Origin of the sequence: Schauerella aestuarii (assembly GCF_009866805.1) — a bacterium.
Classification (GTDB): domain Bacteria; phylum Pseudomonadota; class Gammaproteobacteria; order Burkholderiales; family Burkholderiaceae_B; genus Schauerella; species Schauerella aestuarii.
The window spans coordinates 240129-254449 of the sequence record NZ_SIZW01000040.1 but is presented as its reverse complement, the minus strand read 5'-3'; the positions used below and the strand labels follow the sequence as shown (position 1 = coordinate 254449).

The 14321-nt window shown below is 64.2% G+C and carries 11 protein-coding genes; 5 read left to right on the top strand and 6 right to left on the bottom strand.

What is annotated here, in order from left to right:
• The first annotated feature begins 24 nt into the window (after positions 1–24).
• Positions 25–600: a DUF924 family protein gene (locus EYW45_RS07965; RefSeq protein WP_161134847.1), complete on the top strand. Its 576-nt coding sequence runs from the start codon at positions 25–27 to the stop codon at positions 598–600.
• A gap of 35 nt (positions 601–635) precedes the next feature.
• On the opposite strand, the gene EYW45_RS07960 is transcribed toward EYW45_RS07965, so the two are convergent.
• Positions 636–977 (bottom strand): hypothetical protein, encoded by a 342-nt coding sequence (locus EYW45_RS07960; RefSeq protein ID WP_161134846.1) that lies wholly within the window; start codon positions 975–977, stop codon positions 636–638.
• Between the two features lie 63 nt (positions 978–1040).
• Entirely contained in the window at positions 1041–1670 is a 630-nt protein-coding gene (gene mog / locus EYW45_RS07955; RefSeq protein ID WP_161134845.1) for a molybdopterin adenylyltransferase, read from the bottom strand.
• A gap of 155 nt (positions 1671–1825) precedes the next feature.
• Between mog and EYW45_RS07950 the strand changes: the two genes are divergently transcribed.
• Positions 1826–3298, top strand: a complete 1473-nt coding sequence (locus tag EYW45_RS07950; protein ID WP_161134844.1) for an inorganic phosphate transporter — start codon at positions 1826–1828, stop codon at positions 3296–3298.
• A gap of 101 nt (positions 3299–3399) precedes the next feature.
• Here EYW45_RS07950 and EYW45_RS25015 read toward each other — a convergent pair whose 3' ends face one another.
• A complete protein-coding gene (locus EYW45_RS25015; RefSeq protein ID WP_407924906.1) occupies positions 3400–4806 on the bottom strand; it encodes a DnaJ C-terminal domain-containing protein in 1407 nt (468 codons plus the stop codon).
• 236 nt (positions 4807–5042) lie between these two features.
• Here EYW45_RS25015 and EYW45_RS07935 point away from each other — a divergent pair, with 236 nt between their 5' ends.
• Positions 5043–5528, top strand: a complete 486-nt coding sequence (locus EYW45_RS07935) for a GNAT family N-acetyltransferase (RefSeq protein ID WP_407924905.1) — start codon at positions 5043–5045, stop codon at positions 5526–5528.
• Positions 5529–5816: 288 nt separating this feature from the next.
• Entirely contained in the window at positions 5817–8669 is a 2853-nt protein-coding gene (locus EYW45_RS07930) for a DUF3141 domain-containing protein (RefSeq protein WP_161134842.1), read from the top strand.
• Between the two features lie 196 nt (positions 8670–8865).
• Here the strand turns inward: EYW45_RS07930 and EYW45_RS07925 are convergent, their stop codons facing one another.
• From EYW45_RS07925 to tkt, 3 genes are all read right to left on the bottom strand, one after another.
• On the bottom strand, positions 8866–10062 hold the full coding sequence (locus EYW45_RS07925; RefSeq protein ID WP_161134841.1) for a phosphoglycerate kinase: 1197 nt from the start codon (positions 10060–10062) through the stop codon (positions 8866–8868).
• A 115-nt stretch (positions 10063–10177) separates the two neighbouring features.
• Positions 10178–11188 (bottom strand): type I glyceraldehyde-3-phosphate dehydrogenase, encoded by a 1011-nt coding sequence (gap, locus tag EYW45_RS07920; RefSeq protein ID WP_161134840.1) that lies wholly within the window; start codon positions 11186–11188, stop codon positions 10178–10180.
• A 71-nt stretch (positions 11189–11259) separates the two neighbouring features.
• Positions 11260–13305 (bottom strand): transketolase, encoded by a 2046-nt coding sequence (gene tkt / locus EYW45_RS07915; protein ID WP_161134839.1) that lies wholly within the window; start codon positions 13303–13305, stop codon positions 11260–11262.
• A gap of 178 nt (positions 13306–13483) precedes the next feature.
• Here tkt and EYW45_RS07910 point away from each other — a divergent pair, with 178 nt between their 5' ends.
• Complete coding sequence (locus tag EYW45_RS07910) at positions 13484–14257, top strand: 16S rRNA (uracil(1498)-N(3))-methyltransferase (protein WP_161134838.1); 774 nt, start codon at positions 13484–13486, stop codon at positions 14255–14257.
• Positions 14258–14321: the final 64 nt, after the last annotated feature.

The following is a 14321-nucleotide window of genomic DNA, read 5'->3' as shown; positions in this document are numbered from 1 at the left end:
GCCGGCCAGACTGATGGAGTTTCCATGCCAAGATCGACTTCCCACGCCACCGGCGCACCGCCTTTTCGCACCCCTGCCGATGTGGTGGCGTTCTGGCAGGAAGCGGGCCGCGAAAAATGGTTCGTGAAGGACGAGGCGTTCGATACCGCGTTTCGTCAGCGCGGGATGGCCGCCCACTTTGCCGCCGCCGCCCGGCTGCGCGATGACTGGCTGCAGAGCGATATCGGCGCGCTGGCCCTGGTGATCCTGCTGGATCAGTTTCCACGCAATGCGTTTCGCGGAACGGCCCACATGTTTGCCACCGACGGGCTGGCCCGCAAAATGGCGCTGGGCGCGATCGAAATCGGGGCCGACCGCCGCGTCCCCCCCGAAATGCGACCGTTCTTCTATCTGCCGCTGGAGCATTCGGAAGATGCCGCCGACCAGGCGCGCTGTGTGGAATTGATGCGCGACACCGACGCCGACTCGTTGCACTGGGCCGAGATGCACCGCGACATCATCAGTCGATTCGGGCGCTTTCCCCATCGGAATGCAGTGCTCGGCCGTCACACGACGCCGGACGAAGCGATGTTCCTGGCCGACGGCGGGTTTGCGGGATAAGCGGCTGCGCCCGCAGGACTCCCGCCGTGGGTGCCTTAGATGCAGAGATTGGCCGACTGCATCATGTCCTGGTGGCCATAAGGCATGCGCGAGTACATGTTGACGTGCGTTTTGTTGTCGTAGGTTTGCACGCGAATCACCGAGTCGATATTGCCCAGACGGCCGTCAGCCGCGATATCGAATCCGTTCGGGATCTCGCGCTGATTGACCGTCTCGCCCAACCCGCGCCACGATTGCACGACACACGTGGCGTACTCGGCAGCCGTTTTCTGGGTCGTGGTGAAAAACACCGGATCCTTGCGGCGCAGATCGTCGCTACTGGCACAGCCGGCCAAGACACCCAGGGCCACCACGGTCATCAACAAACGGGTTTTCATATCGCACTCTTGTTTTCACGTTTCGAACAGAGTGCGACTATACCGCTAGTCGCGGCGCGCGATTCAATCCTTGATCCGGCGCGCGGACTTCGGCCGGAATGCCGCGATGACGCTCTCGTTCGTCTCCACATACGGGCCGCCGATCAAATCGATGCAGTACGGCACTGCCGCGAAAATGCCGGGCACGGCGCGCATGCCTTCGCCGCCCTTCAACCCTTCGAGGGTTTCGCGAATCGCCTTGGGTTGACCCGGCAGATTGATGATGAGCGCAGCATGCGCCACCGTTTCGCGAATCACCGCCACCTGGCGGGACAGGATTGCCGTCGGCACGAACGTCAAGCTGATCTGACGCATTTGCTCGCCGAAACCCGGCATCTCGCGCGTGGCCACGGCCAGCGTGGCCTCGGGCGTGACATCGCGCCGCGCGGGCCCGGTGCCACCGGTCGTCAGCACCAGATCGCACTCCTGCTCGTCGACCAGTTCGATGAGCGTGCGCGAAATGGTGGCCGCGTCATCGGCGATCAAGCGCTCGACGGCTTGCCAGGGCGACGTCAAGGCGCCATCGAGCCAGGTGCGCAACGACGGCACGCCTTCATCGGCATAGACGCCTTGCGAGGCACGATCGGAAATCGAGACGAGGCCGACGATCAGATCGTCGGCGTTGCGGCGCACAGGCGCCGATGCGAATGCCACGGAAGATTCTCCCTTGAAGTGAGCCGGCAACACCCCTTGGTCGCCGGCGACCGGACTGTAGCTTAACGCCCTCGACCTCCCCTGAGCGCTCGCGTGACACGTCACAAACCTGCAATAATCCCCCCTTTCATTGCCCGACCATCACGGTCCCCATCATGCTTGACATGTTCTCCGGCCTGGATTTCTGGGTCGGCGCCAGCCTCGTGCTCGCGCTCACATTCGTCCTCGCGTTTGAATTCATCAACGGTTTTCACGATACGGCCAACGCCGTCGCCACGGTGATCTACACCAAGGCGATGCCGCCGCATCTGGCCGTGGTGTTTTCGGGCATCTTCAATTTTCTCGGCGTTTTGCTTGGCGGCGTCGGGGTGGCATACGCCATCGTCCACTTGTTGCCGGTCGAGTTGTTGATCAATGTGGACACGGGACGAGGCCTGGCCATGGTGTTCGCCATGCTGGCCGCCGCCATCACCTGGAACCTGGGCACGTGGTACTTCGGCATCCCGGCCTCCAGTTCGCACACCCTGATCGGGTCGATTCTGGGTGTGGGTCTGGCCAACGCGCTGCTCACCGATGCCCCCCTGGCCGGTGGCGTCAACTGGGGCAAGGCGATCGATATCGGCCTCTCGCTCGTCGCCTCGCCGATTGCAGGCTTTGCGGTGGCGGCCGGCATCTTTCTGGCGCTCAAGCGCAAATGGCCGGCGTCCAAAATGCACAAGACGCCCGACCAGCGCCGCGCGCTGGACAACAAGAAGCATCCGCCCTTCTGGAACCGTCTGGTGCTGGTGCTCTCGGCCATGGGCGTGAGCTTCGTGCACGGCTCAAACGATGGTCAGAAAGGCATCGGCCTCATCATGCTGGTGCTGATCGGCATCGTGCCTGCCCAGTTCGTGCTCGACACCCACAGCACCACCTATCAGATCGACCGCACCCGAGACGCGGCGGTACATTTGCGCGACTTCTACGTGCGCAACCAGCAGACGCTGGCGGACTTCATCCCCACCGCCCCCTCGCAGGCCATCGACCTGCCGCCGGCGTTCCGCTGCGATCCGGCCCTCACCAACGCCACGATCAATGCCTTGGTGCGCGACCTGCAGGGTGTGTCGAACTACAACGATCTTGCCCCCGCCAAGCGGGTGGATGTGCGGCGCTATCTGCTGTGCCTGGACGACACGGCCAAACGCGTGGGCGCACTCAACGTGCTGGATGCGCGCGAACGTGCCGACCTCAGCCGCCTGCGGGTGGATCTGGCCGCCACGACCGAATACGCGCCGCTTTGGGTGATCGTGGCCGTCGCGCTCGCGCTCGGCATCGGCACGATGGTGGGATGGCGCCGCGTCGTGCTCACGGTGGGCGAGAAAATCGGCAAGCAAGGCATGACGTACGCGCAAGGCATGAGCGCGCAGGTAACCGCCGTGGTCGCGATCGGGTTGGCGAATGTGTTCGCGCTGCCTGTGTCGACCACGCACGTGCTGTCGTCCGGGGTAGCGGGCACCATGATCGCCAACCGCACCGGCCTGCAAGGCAATACGGTGCGCAATATCCTGCTGGCGTGGGTGTTGACGCTACCCGCCTCGATGCTGCTGGCAGCCGGACTGTTCGCGTTGGCGACGCAATTTACGGGTTAGGCGTGGGCGCCGGTGCGGGATCGAGGCCGGCACGACTCGCGTCGGTGCGCAGGCTCGGAGCCTGAGTTTGTGCCTGCGCCCATCACGCTTCGAGCGACGTCTTAAAGTGCGCCGCGCGGATTGTATCCAGCGTGCGCCCGAGCCAGTGCTTCATAGGCCTCGCGCAGTTCCGGCGACACCGCCGGCGGCGCCACGATGCTGAGCACCAGATAAAGATCGCCCGCGGGTGCGCCCGGCATGCCACGCGCGCGCAGACGCAATTTGCATCCCGCGACCGCGCCGGACGGAATCGTGACTTCGACTTTGCCCGCCGGCGTCGGCGCCAGCACGATTGCACCCAAAGCGGCCTCGGACGGCGTGATCGGTAAAGTCACATACAAATCGCGCTCTTCGATCCGGTAATAGCGATGCGGCTTGATGCGAATTTCGAGCAGCAAGTCGCCATGCTTGCCGCCCAGCCGTCCCGGGCGTCCCTGCCCCGCCAGCCGAATCTGCTGACCGCCCCGCACGCCGGCAGGAATATCGATGCTCAACGTGCGCATGGCCGGCGATCGTACGCCGGCGTCATGCGCGAGCGATCGCAATTTGATTTCGCGGGTGGCGCCACCGATGGCGTCTTCCAGGTCGATTTCAATGACGGCATGATGATCCTCACCTTGTGTGCGGCCCATCCTGCTGCCGGTACGTGCACCGGCGCTGCTGCGTGCGCCAGCGCCACTCGACGTGCCGCCTGCGCCTTGTGTGCCGTGAGCTTTGTGGGTGCCGCGCGCGCCATCGCCACTTGCGGCGCCGGCGTGCCCCTGGCCGGGACGAGCGCCACTCGCACCACCCGCGGCATGGGCACCGCTCGCCCCATTCGCGCCATTTGTGCCCGTCGAGCCGTTGGCGCCAAAGCCGCCGTTAGCGCCATGCGTACCGCTTGTGCCTTTCGCGCCGTTCGTGCCATTCGTGCCATTCGTGCCATTCGTGCCGTTCGTGCCATTCGTGCGATGCGCACCATTGGCGCCATTCGAACCTTGAGCGCCATGGGTGCCGGTCGTGCCACTGGCGCCATTCGGTCCGCCCGCGCGGTTCGAGCCAGCGGCACCATGCGCTCCATTCGCACTTGCCCGCGCGCGCGCACTGGCTGCCGCGCTTTCGCCGCTGGCCGCACGCCGTGCGCGGGCAAAGAGGGAGGAAAAGAAGTCGTCTTCGGTGTGGCTGCGCGCCGGTTGTGCCGGGCGTGGGCGCGTGCGGCCGAATCCACTGCTGCCATTCCACGCGGCCCCGGGACCGAAATGGGTCGACCGTGTCGCGACCAAGGTCTCGCGGTCATAGGCGCGACGGCGCATGGGATCGCTCAGCACACCGTACGCCTCGTTGATCTCACGCATGCGCACCTCGGCGTCCAGCTCGGCGCTGACATCCGGATGGTAGCGGCGCGCCAGGCGGCGATATGCCTGGCGAACATCGTCGCCAGTGGCATTGCGCTTCAAACCTAAGCTTGCGTAGTAGTTCTTGAGGGCCATACTTGCGCGCCATAGCGCATCAAAAGGGTCAAACCGTATATTTCATCCGCGTCTCATCGCGCTGCTTTCAACCTGCGACGTTCAAGACTGCGATTGTCGCGCACGGGCACAGAGCACCGAGCACCGCATAAACACGATAGAAGCCGCGCTCACGAAACGCAATACATCATAGGTACGCCATAGGTCGCGCATAATTCGGCTCGAACGGTAACCGTAACACCGAGGAGATGCAATCCGTGCTTCACATCCATACCGCAGATTTTCGCTCATCTCGCGATGCCGGCGAGGTCGTCGCGCTGCTTGACGCCTACGCGCGCGACCCCATGGGCGGCGGCACGCCGCTCTCCGAGCACACCCGCACCCACCTCGCCGCCGAGCTGGCGAAGCGCCCCCACGCGCATGCGTTGATCGCCCGAATGGACGATGTGCCGGCTGGCCTGGCGATCTGCATCGAGGCGTTTTCGTCGTTTGCCTGTGCGCCGATTCTCAACGTGCACGATTTCATGGTCGATGGCGCGTTTCGCAAGCAAGGCGTGGGCGCTCGACTGATGGCAGGCGTCGAGACCCTGGCGCGTGAGCTCGGCTGCTGCAAGGTCACACTGGAGGTGCTCGAAGGCAATGGCCCCGCCCGCAAACTGTACGAAAATGCAGGATTCGCACCCTACGTACTCGACAGCGCCATGGGGCACGCCCAGTTCTGGCAGAAATATCTGACGCCGTAGCCTTCGTTTCCGATCGATCGCGCCGGCGCAGGGCTCACGCTTGCGGGTTAGCGGGCATGCAGGGCGGCCCCTGCCGAGCCTGGCCGGCGCGATGCTTGAAAGCCAACCGTTGCGCATTCCATGTGGGGTTGGCTCGCTTGCAGATGTCCGTTCGATGACGGCGCAATGCCGTGGCTGCCGTTTCATTTGTCATGTCGCCCGCATGTTGCAGCGCAGCAAGCTTTGCGGTGTAATGGTCGACAGACCGACGCGCCGATTCGAGCGAGCGCGTCACGGAGGAGAACGACAATGACGCCCAGCCCGACCGACGTGCTGACCAACAGCCTGCCCGCTGCCTGGACAGACGCCTACGCTTTCATGCGCGACGCCGTCGAACGCAGCATCCTGTACGCCGACGTGATGCGCCAGCGCGGTAATCAATATCACGAGCACATGGCCCAGCAAGCGCCCAATGTGCTCAGCATGGCTTACGAGCTGGTGCTCGACGGCCGCACCCTCGAGCGCCCGGTCAACTACGGCCTGCTGCGCATTCCACCGACAGACGGCGTCAAGGTCGATCCGGCCAAGCGCCCGTTTCTGGTCGTCGACCCGCGTGCCGGGCACGGCCCCGGCATCGGCGGCTTCAAACCCGAAAGCGAAATCGGCGTCGCGGTTCGTGCCGGACATCCTTGCTACTTCGCCACCTTCCTGCCGTCGCCCACGCCCACGCAAACCGTCGAAGACGTGATGCTGGCCGAAGCGCGCTTCCTGGAAGAAATCATCGGCCTGCATCCGGAAGCCGAAGGCAAGCCGGTCGTGGTGGGTAATTGCCAGGCCGGGTGGCAGATCATGATGACGGCGGCCATGCGGCCCGAGCTGTTCGGACCCATCATCATCGCCGGCGCGCCGCTCTCTTACTGGGCCGGCTGGCGCGGCATGAATCCGATGCGCTACTCGGGCGGCCTGCTCGGCGGCAGTTGGCTCACCGCCTTTGCCAGTGACCTGGGCGCCGGTACCTTCGACGGTGCCTGGCTGGTGCAGAACTTCGAAAACCTCAATCCCGCCAACACCCTGTGGGCCAAGCAATACAACCTCTACGCCAATGTCGATACCGAAGCCAAACGGTATCTGAGCTTCGAAAAATGGTGGGGCGGCCATGTGTTCCTGAACGGCCCGGAAATCCAGTACATCGTCGACAACCTCTTCATCGGCAATCGCCTGTCCACCGGCGGCCTGGTCACCTCCGACGGTATCCGCATCGACCTGCGCAATATTCGTTCGCCGATCATCGTGTTTTGCAGCAAGGGCGACAACATCACGCCCCCGCCGCAGGCGCTGGGCTGGATTCCCGATCTGTACGAAGACGACGCGCAAATCCGCGCGCACGGTCAGACGATCGTCTATGCCGTGCACGAAAGCATCGGCCACCTGGGCATCTTTGTGTCCGGCGCCGTGGCGCGCAAGGAGCACCAGGAATTCACGAGCAATATCGACATGATCGACGTCCTGCCGCCGGGACTGTACGAAGCCGAGATCGCCGACAAAACGCCTGAAACGCTCAATGCGGACCTGATCCAGGGCGACTACGTGCTCGCCTTCGAACGTCGTCAATTGAACGACGTGCGCGCCATCGTGGCCAACGAGCCCGAAGACGAGCGCCGCTTTGCTGCGGTCAAGCGCGTATCGGATATCAATCTGGGCATGTACCGCAGCTTCATGCAGCCTTGGTTGAAAGCCACGATCACGCCACAGATCGCCGAAACGATGCAGCGCCTGCATCCGTTGCGCGTGTCGTATGAGATGTTTTCCGACCGCAATCCCTGGATGAAAGCTTTCGCTGGCGTGGCCGACCAGATCCGCGACCAGCGGGAAGCCGTCGAGCCGGACAACATCTTCGTGCAAACGCGCGATGCATTGTCCAATACGTTGATCGGCGCATTGGACATCTGGCAGCAGTTGCGCGACGACTGGCACGAGAACACGTTCATGTCGGTGTACGGCTCGCCGGTTGTGCAGGATATCGCAGGCCTGGGTGCCCAGAATGGCCCCTTGCGCGGCCGTCCGGGCGTGTCGCCCGAGCATCATCGCTTCATGGCCGAACGCACGGCAGAACTGCGCGCACTGATGACCGTGGGTGGCGTGCGCGAAGCCGCGCTGCGCATGCTGCTGTACGTGTGCCGTGCCGAAGGCGGTATCGACGAGCGCAGCTTCGCCGTCATTCGCAAGCTGCGCCTGGAAAAGGACCACATCCTGTCGCTGCAGGAATTCAAGGACGTGATCCGCGATCAGGCCCTGGTGATGATGCTGGATGGGCCGGCTGCGATCGGCGCCATCCCGGATTTGCTGGCCGATGCCACCCCTGCCGAAATTCGCGCTGCATTGGGCGATATGAAACAGGTGCTGAGCGCCGCCGAGCCGTTGGGTCAGGCCGCCACCGAAGGATTGGCGGAAATGACGCGGGTGTTCGAACGCGCGGCCGAAAAGGCGGCATCGTCCTCGTCGAAAGCGGCACGGGGTACCGCCAACGGCGCCGCGGCCCGCGGCCGTCGATCGGCACAGGCCAACGGCAAGGCCACCTCGGCGCGCGGCGCGGATGCCACGCCTGCGCTGGACGATAACCAAACATCGACGCCGGGCGCCTCGCGTCCGCCGGCGCAACTGGTGCTCGAACCTGCCGAATCGGTAACGGCGCCGGACACTGCGGGCCGCGCTGCGGGCCGCACGGTCACGGCCTCCGCCACCGACGATGCCGCCGTGGCGGATGTGAAGGCCGCCGTGGCCGAGGAGCACGGCCTGACGCCTTCGAAGATGGCCGCCAAGGCGGCTGGTAAATCGGTTGGCAAATCGACCGGTGCCGGGGCAGTCAAGACAGCCGTACGAACGCCCCGTAAAGGGGCGGTGAAAAAAACCGTGAAGACGGCGACAGCGTCGGCAAGCCGTGTGACTGCCGACAACGCCGTTACGAAGGTCGTCAAGAAAGCCGCCAAAGTGCCGGCGAAAAAAGCGACGAAACAGGCGCCTGAAAAGGCCGCATCGGTGTCCTTGAAAACGGCGGCGGCTAAAAAGGCTGGCGCGAAGAACACTGCTCAAACCGCGCCCGCGAAGAAAGCAACGAAGAAGGCAGCGGCAAAGAAAGCAGCGAAGAAGACAACTGCGAAGTAAGGCAGCAGCAAAGTAAGGCACGATCAACGCCCGAGTCTTCAGCCGACGCTTGGAGCCTGTACTCCGAGCCCCGAAAGAAAACGCCGCGTCCCGGTAAAAGGCGCGGCGTCTTTACTTGCATCGCGGGTCGGTGGGCGTCGACGTGCCAAGGCACACCTGCCAGCACGCTGGCTCGCCATTCGCCGCTACAGCACGGTCACTTTGCGGCGCGCTGCTCCAGCACTTCCACGGCGGGCAACGTTTTACCTTCGAGGAACTCGAGGAATGCGCCGCCACCGGTGGAGATGTAGCTCACCTGGTCGGTGATGCCGAACTTGGCAATGGCTGCCAGCGTATCGCCGCCACCAGCGATCGAGAACGCATCCGACTCGGCGATCGCGCGGGCGATCACTTCGGTGCCGTGCGAAAACGCGTCGAACTCAAACACCCCGACCGGTCCGTTCCACACAATGGTGCCGGCTTTCTTCAGAATGTCGGCGATTTGCTGGGCGCTTTCCGGACCCAGATCCAGGATCAGATCGTCAGCCGCCACGTCGGCGGCCGCCTTGGTCGCCGCTTCGGCATTGGCGCCAAAGGTTTTGGCGCACACCACATCAACGGGAATCGGCACCGCCGCGCCGCGGGCGCTCATCTGCTCGATGACGGCGCGGGCTTCGCCCACCTGATCGGCTTCAGCCAACGACTTGCCGATCGGCAGGTCGCTCGCCAGCATGAACGTATTGGCGATCCCGCCACCCACCACCAACTGATCCACACGCTGCGAAAGCGTTTGCAGAATCGAAAGCTTGGTCGAGACCTTGGAACCCCCAACGATCGCCACCAGCGGCCGCTTGGGCTCGTGCAGGGCTTTCGTGAGCGCCTCGAGTTCGGCCGCGAGCAACGGGCCGGCGCAGGCAATGGGCGCAAAACGCGCGATGCCGTGGGTGGTGGCCTCGGCGCGATGCGCCGTGCCGAAGGCGTCGTTCACATAAACGTCGCACAAGGCGGCCATTTTGCGCGACAACGCTTCATCGTTTTTCTTCTCGCCTTTGTTGACGCGGCAGTTTTCGAGCAGCACCACTTCACCGGGCTGCACGCTCACGCCGTCGACCCAATCGGCGATCAGGCGGACTTGCGCACCCAGCAGTTCGGACAGGCGTTGGCCCACCGGCTTGAGCGAATCGGCTTCAGCCAATTCGCCTTCTACCGGACGGCCCAGATGCGAGGTCACCATCACGGCGGCGCCACCGTCGAGCGCCAGGCGAATACCGGGCACCGAGGCGCGAATGCGCGTGTCTTCGGTGATGCGGCCGGCCTCGTCGAACGGCACATTGAGGTCGGCGCGAATGAACACGCGCTTGCCTTGCAGCTGGCCAGACTTCGCCAACTCGGAAAGGGTAATAACCTTGGACATGGTCGGACAACCTTTTCAAAAAGCAAAAGGGGCCGGCCTGGCATGACCGCGACCGGCCCCAAAGGGGGAACGCACGCGGGGGAAGCGCCCGAAGGACACCGCCCCCGCACGAACATTACTTTGCCGACATCAGGGCAACAGTGGTGTCCAGCATGCGGTTGGAGAAACCCCATTCGTTGTCATACCAGGACGACACCTTCACCAGCGAACCCGACACCTTGGTCAGGCCGGCATCCACCGTGCTCGAGGCCGGATTGTGGTTGTAGTCGACCGACACGAGCGGCTCATTGTTGTAGTCGAGAATGCCCTTCAACTCGCCGTCGGCCGCAGCCTTCAGGATGCTGTTGACTTCTTCGACCGTGGTTTCGCGAGCAGCCACGAACGACAGGTCGACGATCGACACGTTGATCGTGGGGACGCGGATGGCGTAACCGTCGAGCTTGCCGTTCAATTCGGGCAACACCAAGCCCACAGCCGAGGCCGCACCAGTTTTGGTGGGGATCATGCTGTGCGTGGCCGAACGGGCGCGGCGCAGATCTTCGTGATAAACGTCGGTCAGCACCTGATCGTTGGTGTAGGCGTGGATGGTGGTCATCAAGCCATTGACCAGACCGATCTTGTCGTGCAACGGCTTGACCAGCGGCGCGAGGCAGTTGGTCGTGCACGAAGCATTCGAAATCACGGTGTGCTCTTTCTTCAGCACGTTGTGGTTCACGCCGTACACGATCGTGGCGTCCACATCCTTGCCACCCGGTGCCGAAATGATCACCTTCTTTGCGCCGCCTTTCAGGTGGGCGTTGGCTTTTTCCTTGGTGGTGAAAAAGCCCGTGCATTCCAGCACGACGTCGACCTTCAGGTCGCCCCACGGCAGTTCGGCCGGGTTGCGGTTGGCCAGCACGCGGATCTTGTCGCCGTTGACGACCATATAGTCGCCGTCGACTTCGACCGTGCCGGGGAACTTGCCGTGGGCCGTGTCATAGCGCGTGAGGTGCGCGTTCGTGGCGGGATCGCCCAAATCATTGATCGCGACAATCTCGATGTCGTGCTTCTTTCCCGATTCGTAGTGGGCGCGCAAGATGTTGCGGCCGATGCGGCCATAGCCGTTGATGGCGACGCGAATACTCATGAACCTGCTCCTTTGTTTTAAAAATAAAAGCGGAAATCTGCACGGACGGCGCGATCATCGCGCCGCGCCGATCAGAGGATCTCTTGCACCGCGGCCGCTACCTTGTCGGCAGTCAAACCGAAGAACGGGAACAACGCGTTGGCCGGCGCCGATTCGCCGTAGCGATCGATACCGATGACCTTGCCTTCCAGACCGACATATTTGTGCCAGAACGCGGTGATACCCGCTTCCACGGCCACACGCGGCAGACCGCGCGGCAGCACTTCGGCGCGGTAAGCGGCATCCTGACGATCGAACACATCGGTGCTGGGCATCGACACCACGCGCACCGGCACACCGGCATCAGCCAGTTGCTTTTGCGCGTCCAGCGCCAAGGCCACTTCCGAGCCGGTGGCGATGATCACGGCACGGGCATCGGCCGCGTCGCGCAGCACGTAGCCGCCACGGGCGATCGCCGCCACGGTGGCCGCATCGCGCTCGACGAACGGCAGGTTCTGACGCGACAGCAGCAGCGCCGTCGGCCCCCCGTCGGCGACGGTCATGCCGAGGCTGGCCGGGCGTTGCACCGCCGAGCCCCAGGCCACGGCCGTTTCGGTGGTGTCGCACGGACGCCAGACGGACAGGTTGGGAATCAGGCGCAGGCTGGAGGCGTGCTCGATCGACTGGTGCGTGGGACCGTCTTCGCCCAGGCCGATGGAATCGTGCGTGAAGACGTGGATCACGCGCGACTTCATCAACGCAGCCATGCGGATGGCGTTGCGCGAGTAGTCGGAGAACGTGAGGAACGTGCCGCCGAACGGCAGGTAGCCGCCGTGCAGCGCGATGCCGTTCATGACCGCGGCCATGCCGAATTCGCGCACGCCGTAGTTGATGTGGCGGCCGAACTGCAGGGCTTCGCGGCCCACGCGCACGGGCACGACGCCCTTCCAATCGGTGTAGTTCGAACCGGTCAGGTCGGCCGAGCCGCCCAGCAGTTCGGGCAACACCTCAGCCAACGCCGTGATCGCGAATTGCGAGGCTTTGCGCGTGGCCACGGTTTCGGCCTTGCCGATCGTGGCGTCGAGGAAGACTTTCAGGCGATCGGCGAAATCGGCCGGCAGGTCGCCTTTCATGCGGCGGGTGTACTCGGCGGCGAGTTCGGGATGGGCCTTCGCATAGGCATCGAAGCCTTCCTGCCACGACGTTTCGGCGGCAGCGCCGGCATCGCGGGCATCCCAGCAGTCGTACACGTGCTGGGGAATCTCGAACGGGGCATGCGACCAGGCCAGCGCTTCGCGCGTGGCGGCCACTTCGGCGGCACCCAGAGCCGAACCGTGCACCTTATCGGTACCGGCCATATTGGGCGCGCCCTTGCCGATCACGGTGCGGCAGAGGATCAACGTGGGGCCGCTGTTATCGGCGGTATTGCTGCGTGCCAGCGTGATGGCCGCGTCCACCGCAGCCGCATCGTGACCGTCCACACCGCGCACGACGTTCCAGCCGTAGCCTTCGAAACGCTTGGCGGTATCGTCGCCGAACCAGTGTTCGACCTTGCCGTCGATGGAAATGCCGTTGTCGTCATACAGCACGACAAGCTTGGAGAGCTTGAGCACGCCGGCCAGCGAACACACTTCGTGCGAAATGCCTTCCATGAGGCAGCCGTCGCCGGCGAACGCATACGTGTGGTGATCGACGATGGTGTGACCGGGGCGGTTGAATTCACCCGCCAGCAAGGCCTCGGCCAGCGCCATCCCGACGGCATTGCCCAAACCCTGACCGAGCGGACCCGTGGTGGTTTCGACGCCCGGCGTGATGCCCACTTCCGGGTGTCCGGGCGTGCGGCTGTGCATCTGGCGGAAATTCTTGAGTTCCGAGATCGGCAGATCGTAGCCGGTGAGGTGCAACAGCGCGTAGATCAGCATCGAACCGTGGCCGTTGGACAGCACGAAACGATCGCGATTGGGCCAGGCCGGATTGGCGGGATTGTGACGCAAATGCCCCCGCCACAATGCTTGGGCAATCTCGGCCATGCCCATGGGCGCGCCAGGGTGGCCGGAGTTGGCCTGCTGCACGGCATCCATGGCCAAAGCGCGAATGGCATTGGCGAGGTCGGGAGTGGTGACGGGAGGTTGGCTCATCTATGGACTCGTTAGCCGGCCTTCAAACGCATCCGCGCAGCCGGTGGACAGTGTGAAAAGCTCACGATTTTACCACCCGCGAGCGACGCGCTTGGGGCAAACCCCACCCTCCTTACGCACGAGAGATGAAATAGGACGGAGTTATGCCCTACCATGCGCATCCAGGAGATTGTGTTCGATGGCCCACCCCCGCTTCTATTGTTCGACGCCGATCACGGCCCATTCCCGCTATACGCTGCCCGACGACGTGGCGCACCATGCCTCGCGCGCGCTGCGCTTGCGGGCGGGCGAGGCCATCGTCCTGTTCGACGGCCATGGCGGCGAATATGCCGCCACGCTGGTCTTCGACGGCAGCCGCGCACTGGCCGATGTAAGCGGCCACACACCCCATGAAGCCGAACTGCCGGGCGATATCGTGCTGGTGCAAGGCCTGCCCGGCGGCGATAAGATGGACTGGATCATCGAAAAAGCCGTCGAACTGGGCGTGCGCCGCATCGTGCCGGTGGCTGCCCAGCGCAGCATCGTGCAATTGAGCGGTGCCCGTCTGGAAAAGCGGCAGGTGCATTGGCAGCGGGTAGCGATTTCGGCTTGCGAACAATGCGGCCGCAATCGCGTGCCCGATATCGCGCCCGTGACGTCGTTGCGCGACTGGCTGGCGGCGCCCTTCGAGGGTGAGCGCGTGCTGTGCCAACCCGACGCTGAAACGTCGCTCATGGCGCTTGTCGCACGTCACACTCCCCCGGCGCTCGACGCAGCGGACCCCGCCGATGCGCCCAGGCCGCGCCCTCTGGCGCTGTTGGTCGGGCCCGAAGGCGGCTGGTCGGCGGAAGAAGCGGCATTGGGGGTGCGGGCCGGTGTCACCCCGGTGCGCTTCGGCAATCGGGTGCTGCGCACCGAAACCGCGGGGATGGCGATGCTGGCCGCCATCAGCGCCCGGCGCGGCTGGCTATAGACCGCTGCGATGTGATGGGAGCCGGCAAGGCCCGCCGAGCGGTCGAAAAACCCGCCACCATGCG